We start from the raw sequence: 23,233 nt of genomic DNA, 5'->3' as shown, positions 1-23,233 counted from the left end.
CCTTAAACCTTATACCTTATACCCTATACCTCATGAAAAAGCATCTCCCTAATGCGATTACCTGTGCAAACCTTTTATCTGGTTGTATCGGAATCGTTTTTGCATTTAAAGGCAATTTAGAAACCGCAGCTTATTTCGTTATTTTCTCCGGGATTTTCGATTTTTTTGATGGCATGGTTGCTCGTTTATTAAATGTAAAATCGGCAATTGGCAAAGATCTTGACTCTTTGGCAGATATGGTAAGTTTTGGGTTTTTACCCGGGGTAATTATGTTTCACCTGTTAAAGGCAAGTGATTATTCATCTGAATACCTTCCCTATTTCGGCTTTATTATTACTGTTTTTTCTGCACTTAGACTGGCAAAATTTAATAACGACACAAGGCAAACGGAGGATTTTATTGGCTTGAATACACCGATGAATACTTTGTTTATTTGTTCATTGCCTTTTATTGCGCACGATTATCCACAGATTATTTCTTCCAGCATGTTGCTCATTGGTATTACGGCAATAACAAGCTTTTTATTGGTGAGCGAAATAAAAATATTCTCTTTAAAATTCAGCAATCTAAGCTGGGCGAAAAACAAAATTAAATTTATTTTCCTCATCCTATCGGCAGTGTTAATTGCCTTTCTAAAATTTGCAGCGATACCTTTTGTATTGGTATTATATATTGCTTTGTCTTTTCTGCATTTTAGGGGAGCAACTCCAAGTAAATTATCCTAAGGGATAATTTATGATATATATCTTATGGAATCGTAATGCGATAAGCTTCAAGATTAGCTTCGTTGAGCACTTCGTGGTTCCCGCCTGCGCCTATCATGTGAACACATCTCTGTTAATTTACATTTATTTTTAGCGTCGTTGCCTAGGTCGATCGTCATGCTGAATTTATTTTACAAGTAGAAATAGTGTTTTCAATCGCCTTGTAGCTACTACGTGGTCAGCATCTTTCGTGCTAATAGCAAGCTTTGATATCTTAAAATTATACTTTGGAGCGAAATGTTGTTTTTTTTCGCTCTATGCCGCGGGGCATGGTAGTTTTTCGCAGTTGCTGTTGTTTTTAGGTGTGCTCAAGAATGCTACGCATTTTGGAGCGCCAAAGTACCCAAAGCGCTTGGTCAATCCAGCAATGAGCCTTTTGCACAATCCTATGCGCATCAAAAAAACAGCGACACTTAGTTTAATCAGGTGTTGTGTGTGTTTTCTTTGGTCTGATTGAGCCCTGCGGGGTTTGTGTTCAATATTTTTTTTCAAAATTAAATCTTCGGTTATAAACACAAAACCACTGCGTTTCAGGTTTGTTACTACCATTTTTGCTCTTGTGCACCTGTTTTTTTGATTTCTCCGGCTCTTGGGATTGACAGCGTCCTTGGTTAAAATCCGTGCTTTATTAAAGTTGGTTAGCAAAACGCATAAATTAACTTAAAAAAGATGTGTCAACATGTTGACATTACCTTTCTCACCTCCTTGTGCAGTAAAATCTGATACATCAAAGCTTTTTAACCTCAAGCGGATCTTTGATATTGCGACTGATTGATAAAATCGTTTCCCTCAGTATAGGATGCACCACTTCGGGGGCAATCTCAGCCAGGGGTTCCATCACAAATTTCCGGCTCTGCATATGCGGGTGAGGTACCTGAAGTTTATCTGGAATATTGATGATTTGATCTCCAAACAGGATCAGATCGATATCAATTAAGCGCTCCCCCCATTTATCTTTCCTCACTCTGCCCAGTTCCTGCTCAATACTTAATGCAAGATCTAAAACTTCCAAAGCACTTAAATTAGTTTGCAAAGCTATTGCCTGGTTTAAAAATGCGGGCTGGTCGGTTTTGCCCCATGCTGCGGTTTCGTAAAGAGATGAGCTGGCTATTACCTTACCAATTTTATCGTTCAATAGTTCGATGGCCTTTTTCAAATTTGCCTCCCTGTTACCTAAATTTCCACCCAGTAACAAATAAGCCGTACTGTACTCTAAAGCTTGATTAAGCATCATGTATTTTTATATCTTTACAGCACAAAATTAAAACATTTAAATGAGAGAATTCTTTAAGTATTTATTTGCCTCTATGTTGGGCTTTTTCTTATCGATAGTAATTGTATTTATTATCTGCTTCGTAGTTGTAGTGGGTTTAATATCTTCAATTGATAGCGACAAAACAGTTGTTGTATCTAACAATTCGGTACTATTTCTAAATTTAGATCAAGCCATTACCGAGCGTACACCTAAAAATCCATTCGGAAACCTACCAATTGTTGGAGGTGAAGAAAAAGAAGCCATAGGCTTAAACGACTTCTTAAAAGCATTGCAAAAAGCCAAAACAGATGATAATATCAAATGTATTTACCTGAATGTGAGCAGTCCGAATGCTGGATATGCAACTTTGCGTGAGGTGAGAAATGCACTGATCGATTTTAAAAAATCACATAAAAAAATTATCGCCTATAGCGAAGTATATACCCAGGGTGCTTATTATTTGGCTTCTGTTGCTGATAAAGTATATTTAAATCCAGAAGGAGCGTTAGAATTCAAAGGATTTAGCTCTGAATTAACTTTTTTTAAAGGAACATTAGAAAAAGTTGGTGTAGAAATGCAGGTTATCCGTGTAGGAAATTACAAAAGTGCAGTCGAGCCATTTATCCTGGATAAAATGAGCGATTATAACCGTAAACAGGTTACGGCTTATGTTGGTGGTTTATACAATACTTTCTTAACCGATATTGCGCAAAGCAGAAATATCCAAAAAGATAGTCTGTATAATATTGCCGATAATTACAAAGTGCAGCAGCCACAAGATGCAGTAAACTTTAAAATGATTGATGCTTTAAAGTACAAAGATCAGATTTTAGAAGAATTAAAAGGATTGTCAGGCAGAACCAGAGGAGAGAATATTCGCGCAGTTTCGATTAACGATTATGCAAAAAACAATAGCGACACAGGCGAAGGAAAAGATAAAGTTGCCATAATTTATGCCAATGGTGAAATTAACGGAGGAGAAGGTTCTGATAACCAGATCGGTTCAGAGCGCATTTCCAGAGCGATCAGAAAGGCTCGTTTAGATGACGACATTAAAGCGGTTGTACTCCGTGTAAACTCTCCCGGAGGCAGCGCTTTAGCTTCAGACGTGATCTGGAGGGAGGTTGTGCTTACCAGAAAGGAAAAGCCGGTTATCGCATCCTTTGGCGATGTGGCCGCATCAGGCGGTTATTATATTGGTTGTGCTGCCGATAGTATTTTTGTACAACCGAATACCATTACGGGTTCTATCGGTGTATTTGGGATCATTCCGAACTTCCAGAATTTAATGACCAACAAACTCGGAATTACATTTGACGGTGTTAAAACCGGTAAATATGCTGATATTATGGCTACCAACCGCCCTATGACTGCAGGTGAAAGATTCATCATCCAGAATGAATTAAACAGAATTTATAGCGGTTTTGTAAGCCGTGTAGCCGATGGCAGAAAGAAAAGTAAAGCCTATATTGATAGCATTGGCGGTGGCCATGTTTGGATTGGGACTGATGCTGTTCAAATTGGGCTGGCTGATAGAATTGGAAGTTTTAATGATGCCATTAAAGCAGCCGCTAAAAAAGCTAAAATAAAGAATTATAAGGTTGTAGAATATCCGGATGTAATTGACCCATGGAAATCGCTAATGGATGAGGGTACAGACAGAGTTAAAACTTACTATACCAAACAGGAACTTGGCGATAATTATATGCTTTACCAACAAATGAAAAAGGTAATCGCAAGCTCTGGAATTCAGGCACGTATGCCATTTGAAGCAGTTATTAAATAGAGAATGATGGAAGATGGAAAATGGATGATGGAAGGCTAGAGTTCGTATAAAAGGGTTGATGGTTCATAGTTAAATAGTTAATAGCCACGTAGGTATAACATACCAAACAATTAACCATGAACTATCAAACCATGAGCTAAAGAGCCCATTATCCATTTTACATCTTACCTCTTACATCTCCCCCTAGTCAATCAATTTCCATTCCGGGTGTAAAGTAAGGTAAGTGGCGTTAACCGAAGTATTTACCGGATGTACCGTTAAAGAAATGCTTTTCCCTTTTAAAAATTCAAAGCCAATCCCATCTTTTTTGGCATCATAGACCGTAACGGTATCTTTATCTTCATTTAAATACGAAGAAAGTTTTTCAATAGCAGGAAATTTCTGTTTTGTGTCTTCAAGGGTAGTACCTGTTGCCAAACCATCTTTTGTTTTAAACTTATTAGCGGTAATCCTGATCTGTTTTACATCCTTTACAAGCATACTGGTATCCCGATAAGAAGAATATACTGCAATTTCGTTGGGATGCTTTCCTGTCGAATCGTTACTGTACCAAATCCCCCAGGCTTTTCCCATTGCGGCATCGCCAGCATCAGGTCTTCCAAGTTTTTCTCCTACCTGTTCCATATTTTCGCCTAAAGAAATTTCGCCAATGGATTTACCGGCTACAATTAGAAACCGTGTATCCATAGCTTCTGCTGTGGCCGGTTTTAGGTTACTTACCGAATCCGTTTTGTGCTGATCATTTTTATTGGCAGATTGGCATGCTGCCAAACTTATAGTTAATCCTAAAAAGGCAAATTTTATATTTTTCATGAGTGTAAAACAACAATTAATAAAAATTGTGTTTTAATTTGTGCGCTCTTAAGGATTTGAGGCATTATTTCCTAATTTTACCCCCCTATGGAAAATAAGACCATCGCCCGCACCTTACGCCTCTTATCGCAGCTTATGGAACTGCACGAAGAAAATCCTTTCAAAATTAAATCAGTCGCAAATGCCTATTTCAAAGTAGACAAACTACCCTTTGCGTTGAAAGACAAACCTTTAGATGAACTGGATAAAATTGATGGTATAGGCAAAGGGCTGGCTTCCAAAATCATAGAACTTCTCCAAACAGGAGAACTAAAAGAACTTAACGAAATTCTGGAGAAAACACCCGAAGGTGTGGTGGAAATGCTGGCTATAAAAGGTATCGGACCGAAAAAGATATTCATTATCTGGCGTACTTTAGGCATAGAGAGCATTGGTGAATTGTACTACGCCTGCAACGAAAACCGCTTAATTGAAGCAAAAGGTTTCGGTTTAAAAACGCAGGAAGAAATTAAGAATGCGATCGAATTTAAACTCGCAGCCAACGGACGGTTTTTGTATGCGCAGGTGGAAGGTTTTGCCAAAACCTTATTTACACAGCTTGCTGACTGGACTGGAAAAATTGACAACAGTGCTCTTTTGGGTTTCGGTGGTCAATACCGCAGGGCATGCGAAATTATCGACGAACTGGAAATTGTAATCGGTGCTGAACAAATTGGTACCCTTAAACAAAACTTACCTGCTTTCGCTCCACTTTCGCTTATCGAAGCTGAAAATGCTTTCATCTGCACTACCGAAGCAGGTTTTAGAATCAAGATTTACCTGGTAGAAAAAGCTGATTTTTATTTGCAATGGTTCAAACTCACCGGAAATACCGAACATGTTGAAAAAGTGTTGGCTTTAGCTGGCGATGGACCTTTCGCAAATGAAGAAGAAATTTACAGCAAGGCCGGATTAGCTTTTATCGAACCCGAACTACGCGAAGATTTTGATGAAATAGAACTGGCTAAAGCAAATAAACTCCCTACCTTAATCCAATATGAAGATTTAAAAGGCAGTTTGCACAACCACTCTACCTGGAGCGATGGCGTACACACCCTGGAGCAGATGGCCGTATATTGCAAAGAGCACTTAAATCTTCAGTATTTAGGAATCTGCGACCACTCTAAAACCGCGGTTTATGCCAAAGGATTGAATGAGCAGCGTGTTTTCGGCCAGCACCAGGAAATAGACGAGCTCAATAAAAAACTCGCTCCTTTCAAAATCTTCAAAGGTATTGAGAGTGATATTTTAAGTGATGGCTCGCTCGATTATTCAGATGATATTTTAAAAACATTTGATTTTGTGGTAGCTTCTGTTCACAGTAACCTCCGCATGGATGAAGCCAAAGCTACAGCGCGTTTGTTAAAAGCGATTGAAAACCCATATACCACCATTTTAGGCCACCCAACTGGCCGTTTATTGTTAAGCAGGGCTGGATATCCGATCGATTACAAAAAGATTATTGATTCCTGTGCAGCAAATAAAGTGGTGATCGAAATTAATGCCAATCCTTTACGTTTAGATTTAGACTGGCGCTGGCACCGCTATGCTTTAGAAAAAGGTGTATTACTTTCTGTAAATCCTGATGCCCACCGTACCGAAGGTTTCCATGATATGCATTACGGTATTTTAGTGGCTCGCAAAGGTGGTTTAAGCGCCGATAAATGTTTAAATGCTTTTTCTTTAGAGGAGATAACGGCGTATTTTGATAGCAAGAAGGGTTAGCGGTTAGCGGAAAACATACTATAAATTAACCTGTTTAAATTTTACAAAATAAATCTGTGTAATCATCCCGTCAGGAAAAAAATCAATCTATTCAATCTTTTAATATCTTTGCCCCATGATAAGTGAAATTGCCAACCGTATATTTAATCAGGTAATTACAGACTACCACAAGTTTGATGATATTGACCATCCGGTTGAAAACCCGTATGATGCCGAAAGTTTGGAGCATCTTTTTTATGTTAAAAACTGGATCGATACTGCCCAGTGGCACATGGAAGATGTAGTGCGTAATCCACAGATTGATCCCGTTGAAGGTTTGAGCTGGAAAAGACGCATTGATGCACAAAACCAGGTGCGTACCGATATGGTGGAGTTTATTGATGGTTATTTCTTAAATCTTTACCAGGGAATTGCAGCTTTACCAGAAGCAAAAATCAACACAGAAAGTCCGGCATGGGCAATAGACAGGCTTTCTATATTGGCACTAAAAATTTACCACATGCAGGAAGAAGCCGAACGCGAAAGTGCATCGGCTGAGCACCGTGCACAATGCCAAACTAAATTAAATGTATTGTTATCACAACGCGAGGATCTTTCAACCAGCATTGACGAATTATTGGCCGATATTGAAGCTGGTAAAAAATACATGAAAGTGTACAAACAAATGAAAATGTATAACGATCCGAGTTTAAATCCGGTATTGTATAATAAAGCATAAATAATCAACCACAAAGACACGAAGAACACAAGGAATGCCTTGGTGCTCTTTGTGCCTTTGTGGTAAAACATTATGGCCGCAACCCAAAAAATTATCGTTTTACGTTTTTCGGCAATGGGCGATGTGGCCATGGTAGCCTCTATTTTACGAGAATTTTCAGAGCAAAACACATCTGCAGAAATCATCATGGTAAGCAGACCTGCATTTAAACCATTTTTCGATCATATCCCCAATCTCACCTTTCATCCTATCCAGCCTAAAACCATTCATAAGGGAATTGACGGCCTGTATAAACTTTATCAGGAGCTTCGGAGCTATAAACCAACTGCTATAGCAGATTTACATGATAATTTAAGAAGCCGGGCTATTTCTACTTTTTTCCGTTTAACAGGCACAAAAATTAAGCGGATAAATAAAGGAAGGGCGGAGAAAAAAGCGCTGACTCGCCAGCATAATAAAGTTTTTAAGCCTTTAAAACAAACTGTTGAGCGTTATGCTGATGTTCTCCGCGAATTAGGTTTTAATACTAAACTCAGTCACCAAATTAATAAATCAGCACAGACGCTGCCTAAAAAAGCCGAGGCTTTATTTAGTGATAAAACCACAAAAAAAATCGGCATCTCTCCTTTCGCACAACATATTTATAAAGTATATGCTTTAGAAAAAATGGAAGAAGTAATTGTTGCGTTAAGTGATCTCGGTTACAAGATACTGGTTTTTGGAGGTGGTAAAGAAGAACATAAAATAGCTGAAAAATGGGCTGAAAAGCATAAAAACACCCATAATTTAATCGGAAATTTTAACTTAACGGAAGAGCTAGCCATTATCTCAAACTTAGATCTAATGTTAAGTATGGACTCATCAGGCATGCATATGGCATCACTTGCAGGCGTACCTGTGGTATCCATTTGGGGACCAACACATCCTTACGCCGGCTTTTTGGGATATGGACAATTGGAAAGCGATTGCATTCAGATCGACCACCCTTCGAGGCCAAATTCTATTTATGGAAACAAACCTTGCCTTTGCGGTGTTGAAAATTGTATAGACTTAATTAAGCCTGAAACCATCGTTAACAAAATTAAAGAGAAATTAAATGGCTAAGCAATTACTTTTGGTCCGTCATGGCAAATCGGATTGGGGAAATTTAGATTTAAAAGATTTCGACAGACCGTTGAACAAACGTGGCAAAGAAAATGCTCCTGAAATGGCCGAGAGACTTATTAATAAAGGTTTTAAAATAGACTTGATTGTGAGCAGTCCGGCAAAAAGAGCCAAATCTACAGCTAAATTTTTCGCTGAAGCTTACCAAATCGATCAGATCCAATTCGAAGAATCTATTTATGAGGCCAATACCTCAGCTTTGCTTAAAGTGGTTAATGGCTTGGATGATGATGCTGAAAATGTAGTGATGTTTGGTCATAATCCTGGTTTTACCGATTTCGCGAACGAGTTATGCGATGCAGACATCTACAACATTCCAACAGCGGGCATGGTATTAATTTCTTTTCCTTTTGATTCATGGCAGATGGTAAGCAAAGGAACAGGAGAATTGGTGTTTTTTGATTACCCGAAGAATAGTGATGAAATTTAAGGCTTTTACCATTAAGGAGTTAGGAGTATTAAGGTTTAAATTCTTACAGATTGGCTTCAACGAACAGAATATCAACTTCTAACGGCTTAGACGTATTTGGCGCTAGAAAGGTTTTTCGCGACAAGCAAAATCCACAGTTAAATAAACCCGATGGGAACGAATGCCGATTTTTCTTCGGCAGCAGGGACAGCGGGACTGAAGAAGCCAAGAACTACTGAACGAACATTTCCAAAAAAAATCGCCGCACTTAAATTATCACAATTCAGATAAGCATATCACAAATCAAATAATCTTTAAATAGTCCTCGTTGCGACGAGGATTAGTGACAGACGCATTTGTAATGCAAATTAAGTACATAGAAGCGATAGAATCGCTATTCTCTTGCATCCTCGTTACAAACGAGGACGATAGATGATCGCCCAACTTAAAAATTATCACAATTTAGATAAGCATACCACAAATTAAATAATCTTTAAATAGTTCTCGTTGCAACGAGGATTTGTGAGAGACGCATTTGTAATGCAAATTAAGTGCATAGAAGCGATAGAATCGCTATTCTCTTGCATCCTCGTTACAAACGAGGACGATAGATGATCGCCCAACTTAAATTATCACAATTCAGATAAGCATATCACAAATTAAATAATCTTTAAATAGTTTTCGTTGCAACGAGGATTAGTGAGAGACGCATTTGTAATGCAAATTAAGTGCATAGAAGCGATAGAATCGCTATTCTCTTGCATCCTCGTTACAAACGAGGACGATAGATGATCGCCCCACTTAAAAATTATCACAATTTAGATAAGAATATCACAAATTAAATAATTTTATTACCTTTGAATATATAAAACGAAAATCTGGCAATAGACATTTCGGTGAATTCATAACCTACACTCTTCTGGTTATTTCATAATTCGTATCGCCAGAAAATTTATCCATTAATTTATCTGTACATGAATTTTGATTATAATACTACGCGTAGCCATTTAATTTTATCTGAATATGGCCGTAACGTACAAAATATGGTGAAGTATATCTGCGAATTACCCACCATTGAAGAACGTAATAAATATGCCCAGGCGGTAATCGACCTGATGGGTTTTTTGCAACCACATTTGCGTGATGTTGCCGATTTCAAGCATAAGCTTTGGGATCACTTACACATTATTTCTGGCTATCAGATTGATGTAGACAGTCCTTACCCTAAGCCATTAATTGAAAATGCTTACATTAAACCAGCACCACTGGCCTATCCTCAACAAAGAATTACCTACAAACACTATGGTAAAACGGTTGAGAATCTGATTGAAAAAGCCATGCGTGAAGAAAATGCCGAAATTAAGAAGGCAATGGTTCAGAGCATCGCAAACTTTATGAAAATGGCTTATGTTACCTGGAATAAGGATAATGTGAGCGATGATACCATTATTAAGGATTTAAAATATCTTTCTGGCGGATTGTTGTCACTTGATGAAGGTGTTAACCTGGCGAAAGTAGAATTTAGAGCACAAAATCCTCGTCAAAGCAATAATAACAATAACCGGGGCAGAAGCAACAATAATAACAACAACGGTAAAAACCGTCAGAACAATAACAACAATAACAACCGTCAACGCAACAATAATAATAAACCTAAATATTAAGGGTGAAGGGCAAAAGGCATAAGGTGATAGATTAAAAACCGACACCAATACTTGATACCTGATACTAAATACAAAAAATATGAACGCATTTGAAATAACAGGCGGAATTAAATTAAAAGGCGAAATCACTCCCCAAGGTGCCAAAAACGAAGCATTACAGATTTTATCTGCAGTATTGCTTACCGAAGAAAAAGTTACCATCAGCAATATCCCTGATATTAAAGATGTAAACAAACTGATCGAGTTATTGGGCGATTTGGGCGTTACTGTTGAACGCATTAATAAAGACACCTATACCTTCGAAGCCAAAAACATCGATTTAAATTTCTTTGAATCTGATACTTTTAAGGCTAAAGGTGGTGGTTTACGTGGTTCAATTATGATTGTAGGACCATTGTTGGCCCGTTTTGGCAAAGCAGCAATCCCGAAACCAGGTGGTGATAAAATTGGTCGCAGAAGGTTGGATACCCACTTTATCGGTTTCGAAAAACTAGGTGCAAAATTCGTTTACGATAGCAAAAAAGCTTTCTTTAACGTTGATGCCACCAATTTACAAGGTGCTTATATTCTATTAGATGAAGCATCGGTAACCGGAACAGCAAACATTGTAATGGCCGCTGTTTTGGCGAAAGGTACCACTACCATTTATAATGCAGCCTGCGAACCATATTTACAACAACTTTGTAAAATGCTTAACCGCATGGGCGCAAAAATTTCAGGCATTGGCTCAAACCTGCTTACCATTGAAGGTGTTAAAGTATTGGGTGGAACCGAGCACAGAATGCTGCCTGATATGATTGAAATTGGCTCTTTCATTGGTATGGCTGCGATGACAGAATCGGAAATTACCATTAAAGATGTTTGTTACGATGAGCTTGGCGTAATACCAGAGGTTTTCAAAAAACTAGGGATCAAACTAGAGCGTCGTGGTGACGATATTTATGTACCATCGCAAAAACACTACGAAATCGACACCTTTATTGATGGTTCGATTTTAACCATTGCCGATTCGCCATGGCCAGGTTTCACACCAGATTTATTGAGTATTGTTTTGGTTGTGGCTACACAGGCAAAAGGAAACGTACTCATTCACCAGAAAATGTTCGAGAGCCGTTTGTTCTTCGTGGATAAACTGATTGACATGGGTGCACAAATCATCCTTTGCGATCCGCACCGTGCAACCGTTAATGGTATTGACAAGAAATATAAACTTCGCGGAATCAGCATGACTTCTCCTGACATCAGGGCCGGAGTTTCATTGTTAATTGCAGCTTTATCTGCTGAAGGTAAATCGACCATTTATAACATCGAACAGATTGAACGTGGCTATCAGGATATCGACACCCGTTTACGTGCTTTAGGTGCGCAAATTAAGCGTGTAAATGCTGATGCGCCTGGTCATTAAGCTTAAAACAGAAAGACTAAAGCTTAAAGCGAAAATAACATAAAGAAAAACGTCCGGGAATAATTACCGGACGTTTTTTTATGGTTTTTCGTCATCTCGACTGAAGCGCAGCGAAATGGAGAGATCTAACTTAACAGATTTCTCGGTTCCGTTGCACTCCACTCGAAAGGACGTATCGAAAGGGATAACTCCTTGAAAGATCCTGAAACAAGTTCAGGAGGACGATCGTAGGAATTACACCATTTTCCATTTCACATTTCCCATCTTACATCATCCATCTTACATCCACTTACCCTGATATCGCATTAATAATATCGTACTGAGTGATAATCTCGATCTTTCCAGATTCATCTTCCACTAAAACTGCTGAGTTTTCTTTATTAATCAACGAAGAAATTTTATCAATCGACGTATTCAAATCTACAAATGGGAAAGTAGCCGTCATAATTTCTGAAATCGGAGCTGATTTTAATCCTGGATTTTCAAGCAAGGCAGATAAAATATCACTCTCGGCAATTTTACCCACAATCATTCCTTGCTGTGTTACCGGAATTTGAGAGATATTCATCGACTTAATAGTATTAATAGCCTCGAGTACTGATTTCTGAGCATCAAGTGTTACAATCTCTGTATTTTCTTTTTTAGCCAGAATTGATTTAGCAGTTAATTTTTCGTCTTGTAAAAATCCGCGCTCACGTAACCAATCTTCATTATACATTTTGCCCATGTAACGGCTGCCGTGATCGTGAAAAATAACGACAACCACATCTTCCGGCTTCAGTTTATCTTTTAACTGAATTAATCCACCAATAGCAGCGCCGGCTGAGTTACCCACGAAAATACCCTCTTTGCGTGCAATATCTCGTGTCATTAAAGCAGCATCTTTATCGGTAACTTTTTCAAACAGGTCAATTACATCAAAATTTACGTTTGCCGGAAGGAAATCTTCGCCGATACCTTCTGTGATGTAAGGATAGATTTCATCCTTATCAAATATACCTGTTTCTTTATATTTTTTGAAAACTGAGCCATAGGTATCAATTCCCCAGATTTTAATATCCGGATTTTTTTCTTTCAGATATTTCCCCGTTCCGGAAATGGTTCCGCCTGTACCTACACCAACTACCAGGTGCGTAATTTTACCTTCTGTTTGTGCCCATATCTCAGGACCAGTTTGTTCATAATGCGCCTGTGAGTTGGCTAAATTATCATATTGATTAGGTTTCCATGAATTTGGAACCTCGCGTTCTAAACGCGAAGAAACAGAATAATATGAACGTGGATCTTCCGGTTCAACGTTTGTGGGACAAACGATTACCTCGGCTCCAAAAGCACGTAAAGCATCAACCTTTTCTTTTGATTGTTTATCAGTTGTAGTAAAAATACATTTGTACCCCTTAATAATGGCTGCCATAGCCAGGCCCATACCTGTATTACCTGATGTTCCTTCTATAATTGTACCACCTGGCTTTAGTTTTCCGCTTTTCTCGGCATCCTCAATCATTTTAACCGCCATGCGGTCCTTAATTGAATTGCCAGGATTAGTCGTCTCTATTTTCGCCAGAATTGTTCCCGGAACTCCTTTTGTTATCGTATTTAATTTAACTAATGGCGTATTGCCAATAGTTTCTAAAATATTATTGTACCACATATTACAAAACTAAGCAATGGCATTAAGTATTTTACAAACTATATTTTATTTGAAACATAATTTCGAAAATTAAAATTAAAAAGAATTTAATTGCATAATCTATAACTATGATAGGCATTATAGATTGATTATTGGGTGAAACGCAATGCGAAAGTAGGTTCGTTTCAACTGTAGTGAAACGGAATGGAGAAATCTAATATCTAGAACTCATTACGCCAACTTGTAAATTTTCCCTGGTAACGAAACAATAACGCCCTGCATCTCTAAGGTAAGGATTACAATTGCCAGTTTACTTTGCTGAATATTCAAGTGCGTGCAAAGTTCATCTATAGAAAGCTGACCATTTTGTAAGGCGCTAATAACCCGCTCCTCGTTAGGCGTAAGGTTTAGCCGTAAGGTGGTTTGTTGAACATTATGCTTTACCTTCACCTCATCATCCCAGCCCAGGTAATAAATCAGGTCATTAGCATTGGTGATTAATCCGGCCCTATTGGTCTTGATCAGGAAATTACACCCTTCTGAAAAAACGTCATTTGTTCTACCCGGAAAAGCATATACATCCTTATTGTAAGAATTTGCGATTTCTGCGGTAATCAAGGCTCCACCTTTTATTGACGCTTCAACAACCACGGTAACATCTGCAATGCCGGCAATAATCCGGTTTCTTTGTGGAAAATTAGGCCGGTCAGGATTGGTCAGTATTGGAAACTCGGTGAGCAAGCCTCCATTCAAAACCATTTTCTGGGCAACTGTTTTATGAATTTTTGGATACATACGGTCTAAACCATGACCAAGTACCCCAACAGTAGGAATATGATTTGCCAGGCATTCTTTATGGGTGGTTACATCAATGCCGTAAGCCAGGCCACTAACGATTAAAACATGATATGGCGCTAAAACTTCGCACAATTCCTTACAGAGATTTTTCCCATAACCTGTTGCATTACGGGTTCCAACAACGCTGATGATACGCTGCTGGTTAAAATCAACTGTACCTTTGGCATAAAGCAGGATGGGCGAATCGATACAATTCTTTAACCTTTTAGGATATCTCTCGTCTGAAAAAAACAATACTTCTATCCCATGTTTTTCAATAAAATCCAATTCTTGCCTGGCCCTGATCAAGGCATCGGTACCACGAATGGCTTCAATTGTTTTTTCTCCAATGCCTGGAATCTGCAAAAGCTGCTTTTTATTTGCCGAAAATATTTGCTCAGCACTTCCACAATAGGCAAGAAGGTTTTTGGCCGTTACCGGGCCAATAGATTTAATAAAGGTTAAGGCAATTTTATGTAGCGTGCTCATAATGTAATAAGGTTAAATAAATTCGGGATGATTTATTTCCTTAAAGCAAGCTTAAAAATCAATGTCAATTAAACTTTTTAACGGAATATGAATATTGTTTTTTAGCTGTATATATTTCTCTGTTACCGACCAAACTGTTGTATCAACACGTTTAGGGCCGATGGTTGTATTAAAAGTAATGACGGCTTTTGATTTAAATTCATTACCTAACCTTTGCGCTTCATCAAGTTTGGTTTGCAGTTCATGGGAATGATCTTCCTTAGCATTGATGATATTTAAATAACTGATATGTTCCTTTTCTACAATTTCTATTGGCATGAGTCTCTTTAACGATTAATGTTAAACAAGCTTATCAATTTTTTATAAAAAAAGCAATACTTATTTACTCAAATATTGCAGTAACTATATAAAAGGGCCAGATTTGAGATACAAAACTGGCCCTTTCAGAAAAAACATTATTAATTATTTAAACTTCAGCTTTCTGGTTTCAACCATTCCTTTAAAATCATGGTCCATTTTACCAGACAAATCTTCAACACGGGTTTTAGATAGTGGTGAGGTACTGCTAATGGCATTGTCTTTCAGTAAAGCAGAGAAATTTCCATTGGCAGAATAATATAAAGCCTGTGCCAATAGTTTTTCTGTAGGATCTCCAAAATCTTTGGTTACATCATCAAAAATATCTTTATCAACAGCCATTCCATCAAAGTAACCACCTTGATTTAATTGATTTTTGGTTTCAAATTGAGGAATATATAAGTCGTTTTTATCAATACGGATAGAGAAAAAGCCAACTGGTTTGCCATAAGTTTTCTTGCCGATCAATTTAACATCGATTACAGGTTTCAAATTATTAATCAACAGCTCACTGGCAGATGCTGTTCCACCTGTTACAATAAAGTAAACCCTTGTTAAGCCATTAAGCGAACCACGTTTAGCAAAAACCTCCTGGTTTCCGGCTGCAACTGTAGGTTTATAAGAATAATCAAAATAAGAATACATCCGTGTTACCCCATCATTACCTTTAGCATAAAACTTTTGGTTCTGAAGAATCGTGGCTTGATCATCCTGCATGGTTTGTGTCCAGTAAGTAGTATACATTACTCTTCCATTTTGTGTAGAAGGTGCAATCAGGTTGGCAAAGGCCTCTGATGTTTGTACCGATCCGCCACCATTATACCTTAAATCTACAATTAGTTCGGTAATACCATCCGTAGTGAATTGACTGAAAGCCTTATCTAACAAGGTTGCAGAATTTGTTGTAAATGTGTTAAAAACAATATACCCAACTTTTTTAGCGCCAATAGTATATGTCTTACTAAATAATATTGGGTTAACATTATATTCAGCCTTAGTTACCGTTACATCCTGAGTGGTCTGATCAGGTTTTAAAACAGTTAAGGCAACAGTAGTACTGGATCCAAAAATCGCATTCACTACATAATTAATACTGGCATCACTAGTATTTATGGTTGAATTACCATTAATTTTTATAATCTGATACCCTCTTTTTAGTCCCTGACCGGCAGCAGGTGATGCAGCATACACATATTTAATCCTCAAATCTTTATCTCCCGCAAAAAACACCGAAAATCCAAAATCACCATTCACGCCCCCCAGCTGACCAGCAACAGAGCCATCATCTATAAAAGAATATTTAGGAGAGGTTGAACGCTCTACATACTCGTATGGTTTGTTTGTTTGTGGATTAATTGCAATCTGAGTCATTGCATACAACAATTTCTCGTTGGATGAAAAAGCTCTTGGATTGAATTTATCGTAAGTAGGCAAACTCTTATTCCAATAATAAGTTTGCTTGGCGTACAGAAAGATAGAGTCTTTAGTGAGTAGTGCCCGATCGCTGGTTGGTGTTTGCAACAGATTGGATTCAACATCTGTATTGGCGTCAGGATTATTATTCGATTTTTTACACGACACGGTAAATCCAACCAAAATAAGCAAAGCATATAAAAATGCATTTTGCGAAATAAATTTTCTAAGCATATTTACTTGTAAATTTCTAGTGACACAATATACGGCAAATTAATTAGTTTAGATTGTTGCTCATCAAATTTATTTGCGCCAACAACTAACGCTTGGTTAGGCGATAAATTATTGCTGTTTAGTATGTTCTGAAAAATTTCTGCTTTAGATTGACCAAGTTCTTCAACAAAGTATACGGTTAGGTATTGCTCCAGCCCATTCCACTCTGTCTGCCTAATTTTATTAAGTTGTTGCTCAGGGTTTCCAGCCGTTACAATAACAATTTGTTTACGGTCTACTACAAGTTCCTGCATAAATTCGAGCATATTTTTATAAAGCAAAAGCTTTAAAGGCAAGCGGGCATTTTGATGCAGGAGGTCGAAATTATACTTATATTTTGGATCAATGCCGAACTGGTTTGCTGTTTTTTCAAAAAGCTTTTCTGCGCCATTATTTTCATATTCGCTACGCATAAACCCGAGAATGGGCTGTGCGCTTTTTTGCTCGGTGTACTCTATAAATTGGGCAAACAGATAATAAACCTGTAGTAAATAATCTTTCTCCGGAAATAACACATCATCCAGTTCAAAAATTACGATCTGCTTATCTTTAACGTATTGGTTGGCATCCATGTTAAATTGTAAAAAGTTTTAAATCATCGGCATTGTTAAAGCCAAAAACCCCATTCAGGCTTGAAGAAGCACTTACATGCACAAGGCGCTCTTCGGTTGAAAAAATCCGGTCACCATGAATAAACACCGCAAAATTCTGACGAGTAATTTTTTCTGTAGTTAAATAGTCAGCAATTACATCAGCATTGGGCAAAAGCACCTGGATTCCATACTCCCCAAAAAGCACTGCAGATTTAGCCAGGGGCAAAACCTCATACTTATGCAAAGGGATAATACAATCTATGGCTTCTGTGATGCAAAAATTTAATAGAATATGAGCAATGCTATCTTTATTGAGCAGCCCCAGCGATGAAAAGGCATAGTTTTCAGTAACTATCGCCGGCACATCACCATAATCAGCCAGTAGCACAAAATGGCTGGGGAAAGCTTTCATCAGCTTCAAAGCCTTGGCATTGTTCCCCCCTGTTATCAGTATTTTCAAGGTATAATGATTGAATGAATAAATTAGTAATTAATGAATGATCGAATGAGTGAATTAGAGAATAATCATGACCTTAGACAATTAAACCGTCTTTCATGCTCACTACACGGTCGCTGGTTTTTGCAAGGTGTTCGTTGTGCGTAACAATTACAAACGTTTGCTGGAAATTATCGCGCAACGTCACAAACAGCTGGTGTAATCCTGCTGCATTTTCAGAGTCTAAATTCCCTGAAGGTTCATCAGCCAATATAATTGAAGGGTTATTGATCAGCGCTCTGGCAATGGCCACCCGTTGCTGCTCACCCCCAGACAGCTGATTGGGTTTATGCTGCCCCCTATCTTTAAGCCCGAACAGATCTAACAGCTCAAGCGCCCTGTTTTCAGCCTGTTTTTTATTGGTTTTGGCAATAAATGCCGGAATGCAGATATTTTCAATGGCACTAAATTCTGGCAACAAATGATGGAACTGAAATACAAATCCGATATTCTGATTTCGGAAAGTACTCAATAAATCGCCATTCAATTTGTTTATAACCGTACCTTTTAATTCTACAAATCCTTCATCTGGTTTATCCAATGTTCCTAAAATATGCAACAAAGTACTTTTACCTGCACCAGACGGCCCAATAATACTTACAATCTCCCCTTTTTGTACTTCAAAATTTACGCCTTTTAAAATTTGCAGATTTCCGTACGATTTTCTTATTCCAGTGGCTTTTAGCATGCCTCAAATTTAGTAAAATGGTTTGTTAGTTCAATAGTTCATTGGCCAAAGGTTTATTGGTTCATAGTTGATGGTTTATGAGTTCATCGTTACTTTTCCAATAGTTTAATCGTTTATTGATTCATGAATAATCGCCTAATAGTTGATTAGCTTACGCTTTAACTGACAATAGTTTATTGCTTATTTCACATTGATTATTAAACAATTACCATTAAATATATCTCTTGAATATTCAGGCTATCAGCCATGAACTATGTGACCATTAACCAACTACTAACCTACCATTAACCAAAAAAAAACAAAAAAGATTTGCAGATATCAATTTTCTATTTAACTTTGAAAAACAAAGCACTTTTAAAATGAACACTCCGGAAGAACAATTGAATACCCTAAAAGATATCAGACAAATGATGGATAGATCATCAAGATTCATTTCTTTAAGTGGATTATCTGGTGTTTTTGCAGGCGTTATCGCTTTAATCGGGGCTTATTTTGCAAATGATGAAATTAACAAATTCATTAATAAACGGGGTTACGGTTATGGTGTAGATGGTGAAATGGACCTGGAATTTAACCTGATAAAACTCGGTATTTTTGTTTTGTTGATTGCTTTAGCCGGCGGCGTTTTATTTACCTATAGAAAAAGTCAGAAAAACAATCTTCCCATCTGGGATAAAACCTCTAAATCACTTTTAATTAACTTATTTATTCCGCTGTTTGCAGGAGGTTTATTCATCATTGCTTTATTGATTAACCATCCGAATACTTATACCATTATTGCGCCGAGCTGTTTAATTTTTTATGGCTTAGCGCTGATTAACGCCAGTAAATATACTTACAGCGATATTCGCTACCTGGGGCTTTGCGAGGTAATACTTGGATTGATATGCATGTTTTACGTGGGTTATGGCTTAATTTTTTGGGCTTTTGGCTTTGGTGTATTGCACATTGTTTATGGTCTTTTAATGTATTTTAAATATGAGAGAGGTCAGTAAGGATGAAAAACCCAATAGCAGATTTAAATAAAATATTCGATAGCCGGATTAGGTTGGGCGTTATGTCTGTCCTGGTGGTAAATGATGAAATTGGTTTTAACGACCTGAAACAAATGCTTGAGTTGACTGATGGCAACCTGGCCTCGCACCTGAATACTTTGGAACAGGCTGAATTTATTAAAGTACACAAAGGTTTTATTGGCCGCAAAACCAGCACCACCTACTCTATTACCGCTTTGGGCAAACAAGCTTTTAAGGCACATTTAGATGCACTTGAAAAAATGATTAGAAAGCTATAAGCTAATTTTTTTTAACTACTTACTTTGAAATACAAAGCACTTTTAAAAATGAAAAAAGAAGAAATAAAAAGACCTGAACTCATTGAAACTGGCAAATGGATGGCCGTGTGTTCTGCCTCGATTGGCACCATCATACTTGTGGCATATTTTGCGCTAAAAGTTAACGAACTTATGTTCGTCGGACTGTTCTACATTTATTTTGCTACCGTAATAAATGGTGTATTTTTCCTCGTCCTCCTCCTCAAGTGCTTCAGGCAACAAAACCATTGGCGAAAAATTGCGACTATAATGCTCTTCATGCTCCTAAACATTCCCCTAAGCATATTTTATTGCTTTTTAGCACTAAACTAATCATCAAAACTTTTAAAAAATGAAAAATAAGTCCAACCTCATGTTACTGTCTGTCCTACTGGGCGGCCTGCTGTTTACTTTTCTCTTTTGGGAAGAAAGACTTGCGCTCAATTTGCTTATTTACAGCATCTACCTGTTGGTAATCACCTTTATTAATCCGGATGTGGCCAAAAGCACCAAACTTAAAATTTATGGGCTGGCACACTTACTGGCTGTAGTGCTGGTGGTGGTTAACAATTCCGATTTATCTGTGGCAACCTATTACATCAGCTTACTATTATTTATTGGTTTTGGTCATCATCAACAAATCAGGACCGTTTTTACTGCTTTTTTAGCGGCCATTTTACAGATGGTAACAGTACCGTTTAATGCAATAAAACAACTAAGCCAAATCAGTATTGGCAATGTGAGCCTTAAGCCCGTTTTTACTTTGATTAAATATATTTTCATACCCATCATCATTGTAATCATATTTTCATGCCTGTATGCAGCCGCAAGTGATGTTTTTGCACATTATGCAGAGACAATCTTAACGAGCATTGGCGACTTTTTAGATAATGTATTCCACTTCTTTTTTAAAGACATGAGTTTTGATCGCATCATGCATTTTTGCTTTGGATTGGTTTTAACAGCAGGTTTACTGCTTGCATTTTTTGATAAAAGCCTCGAAAAAGCTGAATTGAAATGCAAAGAGCAATTGGTACGGATGAGAAGAAGCTTAGGTCAGAAAACGATATGGTACAATGTTGTAGAAACATTTACCGGCAACTTGCTGACCCGAAAAATGGCACTAAAAACGGAGTACATCGTGGGTATCATTTCATTCGCTGCACTTAACCTTTTATTGCTAATGTTAAATACCATTGATATTACCACACTTTGGTTTGGCTATGAACCTTCGGGCAATTTTTCGGGAGAACTCCACCAGGGCACAAACTCATTAATTTTCAGTATTGTAATGGCCATGGCTGTAATCCTCTATTATTTTAGGGGAAACTTAAACTTTTACCATAAAAGTAAAACCTTAAGGTTATTGGCCTATACCTGGATGGTTCAGAATTTTATCCTCATCATCTCAGTATTCATCCGCGATGGTTATTATATCGAATTTCATGGCTTAACGCATAAAAGAATCGGTGTTTTGGTATTTGCCACTCTTTGTATCATTGGTTTGGCAACCGTTTATTTTAAAGTAGCCAGACAGAAAACTATATTCTACCTTTTCAAGGTGAATGGGAATATCTGGTTTGCTCTATTATTGACTTTTACGCTCATTAACTGGGATGTCTTAATCGTGAAATATAACCTGAATCATGTTGATGCTGTTTCGATCGATCCTTATTATTTAACCTCTCTGTCAGAAAAAACACTCCCTATTCTTGATAAAAACCGGTCAAAAATCCATCCTTCGAAGAATAACGACTCGGAAATTGCTAAAGTAGATCAGCCGGAAGAAGCATTGATGAGAAAATTAGATCAACGGATTGGTTATTTTAAAGAGCGTTATGGTCAGCAAAGCTGGTTATCATGGAATTTACAGGATTGGAATACGGCAGAATATTTTGGCTTGAATAAATAAAAACTAAATGAATAGACGATATAAAATAATAGCCATGTCGTCAGCAATAATTGCACTAGCGTGGTTCGTTTTGAACCATACTGTTCACAAAATTTTCAACCTACACATCGACTGAAATATAAGTTAATTAGCTAATCCATGAAAACACAAACCTCAGCATATTGGACCAATTACTTCTCAAATAACAGCAAAATTAAGAGGATTGATTGGACGCTTAAACCGGAAATTTCTGATTTAGAAAAACAAAGCATACTAAAGTCTCTGCAGGCCTGGCAGCTTGGGGAAACGTCGGAAGGAAAGCACTTGATCAACGCTTCAAAAAAATATGCAAAAGCTATAAATGATTACGAATACCTAACCGCGGTAAAACTGTTTATAAAGGAAGAGCAAAAACATGGAAATAACTTAGGTATGTATCTTGATTTAATCGAAGAAAAAAGAATTAATAAAGATTGGGGAGACACATTATTCCGGAAAATAAGATACTTCAATACCAACATGGAGCTTTGGACAATCGCAGTAATTACCGTAGAAAGCGCCGCACAAATATTTTATCAGGCACTAAAAGATGCCACAAACTGCACATTACTCAAACAAATCTGCACAGATATACTAATTGATGAGGCTGCTCACATTACTTTTCAAAGAGAACGTTTGTATATCATTTTTAATCAAAAGAATGCTTTCATGAAATGGATTGCTTACCATGCCTATTCGTGCTTCTTCATTTGTACAAGTTTAGTGGTTTGGCAGGCACATAAAACATTATTTAAAGCAGGTAAGCTTAACTTTTATCGCTATTTAAACAAGATGAAATATAAATTAAGTAAGGTTGCAGGTAGCTCTGTACTTAATGAAAAAGAAAAGCAACAGCCACTTTCATTTAAAGAATTAAATCAAAATCTTTTATAATTAACCTCTCTCCTTTGCTAAACTTTTGTTGGATTTGGTTTTCCCGGTGCAATTTAGCACCGGGAAGCAAAGGTTTAATTTTCAACTATTTAAATCATATATTATAATTATAAAACAATGAAAAATCAAGAAACACTTAGCTCAGGCAAACTAAGGATGATCATCATTTTAAGCGTGACGGCATTTTTATTGGCCATTCCACTGGTTGCTATGCAATTTACAAATGAAGTGGATTGGACGCTATCCGATTTTGTAACCGCAGGAGTTTTATTGCTCAGCACGGGTTTGGCCATCGAACTGGTGATTAGAAATTTAAAAGCCGGCGCGTTAAGAACAATAGTTCTTGTTGTCATTTTACTGGCGCTATTTCTCATCTGGGCAGAATTAGCGGTTGGTATTTTTGGGACACCGTTTGCGGGAAGTTAAAGAACACTATTAACCGTTTTGTTCACGCAAACAAAAGATGATTAGCGCAGAGAAAATATTTTTTTTTGCATTTGCAGGAACCAACTTTGTTTTTAAGCCTGATTGCAGCGGTAAGCCCCGGAGCGTAGTGAGGACTTATAGCGAAAAGCAGGG

At 37.5% G+C, this 23,233-nt stretch carries 23 protein-coding genes; 14 read left to right on the top strand and 9 right to left on the bottom strand.

Annotated features, from left to right (window positions below):
* Positions 1-32 precede the first annotated feature (32 nt).
* Positions 33-725, top strand: coding sequence for a CDP-diacylglycerol--serine O-phosphatidyltransferase (gene pssA, locus IM793_RS21475; protein ID WP_193424913.1), 693 nt, complete (start codon positions 33-35; stop codon positions 723-725).
* A gap of 766 nt (positions 726-1,491) precedes the next feature.
* Here the strand turns inward: pssA and folK are convergent.
* Positions 1,492-1,998 (bottom strand): 2-amino-4-hydroxy-6-hydroxymethyldihydropteridine diphosphokinase, encoded by a 507-nt coding sequence (gene folK, locus IM793_RS21470; RefSeq protein WP_193424910.1) that lies wholly within the window; start codon positions 1,996-1,998, stop codon positions 1,492-1,494.
* Positions 1,999-2,038: 40 nt separating this feature from the next.
* On the opposite strand from folK, the gene sppA reads away from it, so the two are divergent.
* Complete coding sequence (sppA, locus tag IM793_RS21465; protein WP_193424908.1) at positions 2,039-3,805, top strand: signal peptide peptidase SppA; 1,767 nt, start codon at positions 2,039-2,041, stop codon at positions 3,803-3,805.
* A 183-nt stretch (positions 3,806-3,988) separates the two neighbouring features.
* Here the strand turns inward: sppA and IM793_RS21460 are convergent, their stop codons facing one another.
* Positions 3,989-4,618 carry a hypothetical protein gene (locus IM793_RS21460; protein WP_193424906.1) on the bottom strand — a complete coding sequence of 210 codons (630 nt, stop codon included), beginning with the start codon at positions 4,616-4,618 and terminating at the stop codon, positions 3,989-3,991.
* 87 nt (positions 4,619-4,705) lie between these two features.
* Between IM793_RS21460 and IM793_RS21455 the strand changes: the two genes are divergently transcribed.
* The 6 genes from IM793_RS21455 to murA all read left to right on the top strand — a co-directional run bounded on the left by IM793_RS21455 (position 4,706) and on the right by murA (position 11,742).
* Positions 4,706-6,382, top strand: a complete 1,677-nt coding sequence (locus IM793_RS21455) for a DNA polymerase/3'-5' exonuclease PolX (RefSeq protein ID WP_193424904.1) — start codon at positions 4,706-4,708, stop codon at positions 6,380-6,382.
* Positions 6,383-6,497: 115 nt separating this feature from the next.
* A complete protein-coding gene (locus IM793_RS21450; protein WP_193424902.1) occupies positions 6,498-7,100 on the top strand; it encodes a DUF4254 domain-containing protein in 603 nt (200 codons plus the stop codon).
* A 72-nt stretch (positions 7,101-7,172) separates the two neighbouring features.
* Positions 7,173-8,204 (top strand): glycosyltransferase family 9 protein, encoded by a 1,032-nt coding sequence (locus tag IM793_RS21445; RefSeq protein WP_193424900.1) that lies wholly within the window; start codon positions 7,173-7,175, stop codon positions 8,202-8,204.
* A complete protein-coding gene (locus IM793_RS21440) occupies positions 8,197-8,694 on the top strand; it encodes a histidine phosphatase family protein (RefSeq protein ID WP_193424898.1) in 498 nt (165 codons plus the stop codon). Before IM793_RS21445 ends, IM793_RS21440 begins: the two co-directional genes overlap by 8 nt.
* A 953-nt stretch (positions 8,695-9,647) precedes the next feature.
* Positions 9,648-10,337, top strand: a complete 690-nt coding sequence (locus tag IM793_RS21435; protein WP_132401074.1) for a DUF4290 domain-containing protein — start codon at positions 9,648-9,650, stop codon at positions 10,335-10,337.
* A gap of 79 nt (positions 10,338-10,416) precedes the next feature.
* Entirely contained in the window at positions 10,417-11,742 is a 1,326-nt protein-coding gene (gene murA / locus IM793_RS21430; RefSeq protein WP_132401077.1) for a UDP-N-acetylglucosamine 1-carboxyvinyltransferase, read from the top strand.
* A gap of 289 nt (positions 11,743-12,031) precedes the next feature.
* Here the strand turns inward: murA and IM793_RS21425 are convergent, their stop codons facing one another.
* The 7 genes from IM793_RS21425 to IM793_RS21395 all read right to left on the bottom strand — a co-directional run bounded on the left by IM793_RS21425 (position 12,032) and on the right by IM793_RS21395 (position 18,518).
* On the bottom strand, positions 12,032-13,393 hold the full coding sequence (locus IM793_RS21425; RefSeq protein WP_121282780.1) for a pyridoxal-phosphate dependent enzyme: 1,362 nt from the start codon (positions 13,391-13,393) through the stop codon (positions 12,032-12,034).
* A 210-nt stretch (positions 13,394-13,603) separates the two neighbouring features.
* Positions 13,604-14,698 carry a DNA-processing protein DprA gene (gene dprA / locus IM793_RS21420; protein ID WP_193424896.1) on the bottom strand — a complete coding sequence of 365 codons (1,095 nt, stop codon included), beginning with the start codon at positions 14,696-14,698 and terminating at the stop codon, positions 13,604-13,606.
* Between the two features lie 51 nt (positions 14,699-14,749).
* The gene (locus IM793_RS21415; RefSeq protein ID WP_193424894.1) at positions 14,750-15,016 is read right to left on the bottom strand and encodes a hypothetical protein; all 267 of its coding nucleotides are present in this window, start codon (positions 15,014-15,016) and stop codon (positions 14,750-14,752) included.
* Positions 15,017-15,160: 144 nt separating this feature from the next.
* Positions 15,161-16,702, bottom strand: a complete 1,542-nt coding sequence (locus IM793_RS21410; protein ID WP_193424892.1) for a S41 family peptidase — start codon at positions 16,700-16,702, stop codon at positions 15,161-15,163.
* A gap of 2 nt (positions 16,703-16,704) precedes the next feature.
* A complete protein-coding gene (locus IM793_RS21405) occupies positions 16,705-17,313 on the bottom strand; it encodes an HAD family hydrolase (RefSeq protein ID WP_193424890.1) in 609 nt (202 codons plus the stop codon).
* Between the two features lies 1 nt (position 17,314).
* Positions 17,315-17,794, bottom strand: coding sequence for a hypothetical protein (locus tag IM793_RS21400; RefSeq protein WP_193424888.1), 480 nt, complete (start codon positions 17,792-17,794; stop codon positions 17,315-17,317).
* Positions 17,795-17,867: 73 nt separating this feature from the next.
* Positions 17,868-18,518, bottom strand: a complete 651-nt coding sequence (locus IM793_RS21395) for an ABC transporter ATP-binding protein (RefSeq protein ID WP_132401095.1) — start codon at positions 18,516-18,518, stop codon at positions 17,868-17,870.
* 359 nt (positions 18,519-18,877) lie between these two features.
* Between IM793_RS21395 and IM793_RS21390 the strand changes: the two genes are divergently transcribed.
* From IM793_RS21390 to IM793_RS21365, 6 genes are all read left to right on the top strand, one after another.
* Positions 18,878-19,513 (top strand): hypothetical protein, encoded by a 636-nt coding sequence (locus IM793_RS21390; RefSeq protein WP_193424886.1) that lies wholly within the window; start codon positions 18,878-18,880, stop codon positions 19,511-19,513.
* 2 nt (positions 19,514-19,515) lie between these two features.
* Complete coding sequence (locus tag IM793_RS21385) at positions 19,516-19,812, top strand: transcriptional regulator (protein ID WP_132401101.1); 297 nt, start codon at positions 19,516-19,518, stop codon at positions 19,810-19,812.
* A gap of 48 nt (positions 19,813-19,860) precedes the next feature.
* Positions 19,861-20,163 carry a hypothetical protein gene (locus IM793_RS21380; protein ID WP_193424884.1) on the top strand — a complete coding sequence of 101 codons (303 nt, stop codon included), beginning with the start codon at positions 19,861-19,863 and terminating at the stop codon, positions 20,161-20,163.
* A 19-nt stretch (positions 20,164-20,182) separates the two neighbouring features.
* On the top strand, positions 20,183-21,742 hold the full coding sequence (locus IM793_RS21375; protein WP_193424882.1) for a DUF4173 domain-containing protein: 1,560 nt from the start codon (positions 20,183-20,185) through the stop codon (positions 21,740-21,742).
* Positions 21,743-21,880: 138 nt separating this feature from the next.
* Complete coding sequence (locus IM793_RS21370; RefSeq protein WP_193424880.1) at positions 21,881-22,654, top strand: ferritin-like domain-containing protein; 774 nt, start codon at positions 21,881-21,883, stop codon at positions 22,652-22,654.
* A 117-nt stretch (positions 22,655-22,771) separates the two neighbouring features.
* Positions 22,772-23,080, top strand: coding sequence for a hypothetical protein (locus IM793_RS21365; RefSeq protein WP_193424879.1), 309 nt, complete (start codon positions 22,772-22,774; stop codon positions 23,078-23,080).
* Positions 23,081-23,233 lie beyond the last annotated feature (153 nt).

This window comes from Pedobacter sp. MR2016-19 (genome assembly GCF_014947265.1).
Classification (GTDB): domain Bacteria; phylum Bacteroidota; class Bacteroidia; order Sphingobacteriales; family Sphingobacteriaceae; genus Pedobacter.
The sequence above is the reverse complement of the archived record's forward strand: the minus strand, read 5'-3'. Positions and strand labels throughout refer to the sequence as shown.